The organism is Inquilinus limosus MP06 (genome assembly GCF_000767795.1).
GTDB classification, from domain to species: domain Bacteria; phylum Pseudomonadota; class Alphaproteobacteria; order DSM-16000; family Inquilinaceae; genus Inquilinus; species Inquilinus limosus_E.
Genome location: NZ_JANX01000723.1, coordinates 1 through 2,617, shown reverse-complemented (window position 1 = coordinate 2,617; position 2,617 = coordinate 1). Strand labels below are relative to the sequence as shown.

The window sequence follows — 2,617 nt, the reverse complement described above, 5'->3', positions numbered from 1 at the left end:
CCGGGCGAAGCCGAGGGCCACCAGCTGGGCGATGCCGCGGCTGACCGCGACCGGGTCGAGGCCGCAGGCCCGCGTGATCTCGCGTGCGCTGACGCCCGGCCGGTCGGCCACCACCGCCAGGATGCGCCAGGCCGGCAGCCCCAGGCCCCAGCGCGGCCCGTAGAAGCTCTCCAGCAGCTCCGCCACCCGCCCGGCAACGACGAACATCCGGTAGGGCAGCCAGCGCCCGAGCTCCAGGACGGGGGCGGACGAGACCATGGTGCGCTCCGATCACAAAATGATTTCATTATGAAATCATTTTGTAGGCGATTGCGCCAGCCCCAGTGCCGTCGTTGCGAGCGCAGCGAAGCAATCCAGGGCCGTTTGCCGTGGCTCCTGGATTGCTTCGTCGGCTTCGCCTCCTCGTAATGACGGTGAGGGTTGCCGGTGGCCGATCTCGGTCGCCTCACCCGCCCCTTGCCACCATCTCGATCGGCGCGATCAGGCCGCGCTCAAGCGCCGCGAAGACATTGCCCATGCGTTCCCGCGTCGCCGGACCCATCAGGATGTGCAGACCGAGCGGCGGGGCGCCCTCGACGGCCGCCCGCTCGCGCATCTCGCGGCCGAGCCGGAGCGCCAGCTCACGCCGGCTGTGTTCCGTCTCGACGGTGAATCCGGACTGCTCGAGCAGCCGCCGATAGGTTTCCGGCCGCTCGACGAAGCTGGTCTCCGGCGTTGCCGCCCAGGGCATCGGGTAGGGCAGTTCGCCGTCCCCGATCCGCATCACGTCGTAGACGCCGAAGCGCGCGCCGGGCTTCAGCACCCGCCGCACCTCGGCGAACAGCGCCGCCTTGTCGGCGATGTTCATGCCGACATGGATCAGCGTGGCGGCATCGAATTCCGCGTCCGGGAACGGCATGGCCAGCGCGCTGCCCTGGCGGAACGACACCAGGCCTGCAAGGCCGCAGCGCCGCGTCAAGGCTTCCGCGGCCTCGACGAACTCCGCCGTCAGGTCGATGCCGGTGACGCGGCAGCCATGGGCCGCCGCGAAATGCCGGGCCGGCCCGCCGATGCCGCAGCCGACCTCCAGCACGTGCAGATCCGGCCCGAGGCCGAGATCCCGCGCCAGCTCCGCCGTCGCCGCCTGCCAGCCGAGATGGAACTCGTCGGCGCCGGACAGATCGCCGGGCGCGAGGCGATCGACATCCTTGCCGCTGGCCCGCAGCGCCTCGAGGATCGCCTGCTCGATGCCGCTGCGGCCGTAGTGCCGCGCGACCTGTTGCTCGGTCTCCATGGTCCCCTCCCGGATCGTGGCTGCGGCCATTCTACCGCAAGCGGGAGGGACCGGCACGGCAGCCATCCGGAGAGGCGCCTCAGAAGGCCCTTGCCACCTCCTCCGCCCAGCTCTTCGCCTCGGCCCGGGCCTGGGTGTCCACCTCCGGCCCGAACAGAGTCTTCTCGACCGCAATCGCGGTGATGTCGGTGACGCCGATGAAGCGCAGCCACATCTCCATATAGGGCTTCTGGAAATCGAAGCCGGCGGCGGGGGTGAAGGCCGAGGCGCCGTAATCGAGCCCGCGGGCATAGATAACCGCCGCCTTGCGGCCCGGCAGCAGGCCGGAGAAGCCCTGCTCGGTGAAGGAGAACAGCACGTCCTTCTGCGAGATCACGTCGATCAGGTGCTTCAGCTTGTAGGGAATGCCGAAGTTCCACAGCGGCACGGCGAAGAGCAGCCGGTCGGCCGCGTGAAAGGGCTGCGCCAGCTCGCGGATCCGGCGCCATGCCGTATCCTGCGCCTCGGTCAGAGGCGTGCCGGAGAGGCCGGCGTATTTCGCCTCCATCGCCGCGCCGTCGAACTCCGGCAGGTCGATGGCCCAGAGATCCAGCGTCTCGATCTCGTCGGCGGGATGGGCGTCCCGATAGGCGGCAAGGAAGGCGCGCGCGACCTCGATCGAGGCGGAGCGCTGCTTGCGGGGCGATGCTTCGACATAGAGCAGCCGGGCCATGGCGATTCTCCTGTTGGGGATGGATCCGAGGCTAGCGGCGCATCGCTCAGAGGATAAACGAATAGATCCTATGGGATTGATTGCAGATCACGATATATTGGCATCATGTTCGAGACCGAGCTGCTGCGCAGCTTCGTGGCGGTGGCGGAGCTGCAGGGCTTCACCCGCGCCGCGGAGCATCTCCACCTCACCCAGTCGACGGTGAGCGCCCAGATCCGCCGCCTGGAGGACCAGGCGGGGCGGCCGCTGCTGCGCCGCAGCACCCGGTCGGTGGCGCTGACCGAGGCCGGCGAGACGCTGCTGGGCTATGCCCGCAGCATCCTGCGGCTGAACCAGGATGCCCGCGCCAGCCTGTCGGCCTCGTCGCTGGCCGGGCGGATCCGGATCGGCGCGTCGGAGGATGTCGCCGGCTCCGGTCTGCCGGAGGTGCTGCGGCGCTTCGGATCGCAGCACCCGGCGGTGCGGATCGAGGTCGAGGTCGGCATCGCCACCACCCTGTTCCAGGCGCTGGACGGCGGCCGGCTGGACCTGATCCTGTGCAGCCGCTGCCATGGCGACGGCCGTGGCTGGACGCTGTGGCGCGAGCCCCTGGCCTGGGCCGCCGCCGCGGAGGCCGGCCCGCTGCCCGACCC

At 70.0% G+C, this 2,617-nt stretch carries 4 protein-coding genes; 1 reads left to right on the top strand and 3 read right to left on the bottom strand.

All coding sequences use genetic code 11. The features are described from left to right. The 3 genes from P409_RS31455 to P409_RS31445 all read right to left on the bottom strand — a co-directional run. The coding region (locus P409_RS31455; protein ID WP_034847795.1) for a MarR family transcriptional regulator at nucleotides 1-258 on the bottom strand (258 nt) is incomplete at its 3' end. Between the two features lie 187 nt (nucleotides 259-445). Continuing rightward, a complete protein-coding gene (locus tag P409_RS31450) occupies nucleotides 446-1,273 on the bottom strand; it encodes a class I SAM-dependent methyltransferase (RefSeq protein WP_034847792.1) in 828 nt (275 codons plus the stop codon). Between the two features lie 79 nt (nucleotides 1,274-1,352). After that, on the bottom strand, nucleotides 1,353-1,985 hold the full coding sequence (locus P409_RS31445; protein ID WP_034847789.1) for an FMN-dependent NADH-azoreductase: 633 nt from the start codon (nucleotides 1,983-1,985) through the stop codon (nucleotides 1,353-1,355). A gap of 105 nt (nucleotides 1,986-2,090) precedes the next feature. On the opposite strand from P409_RS31445, the gene P409_RS31440 reads away from it, so the two are divergent. After that, on the top strand, nucleotides 2,091-2,617 hold a 527-nt coding region (locus P409_RS31440; protein ID WP_034847785.1), incomplete at its 3' end, for a LysR family transcriptional regulator.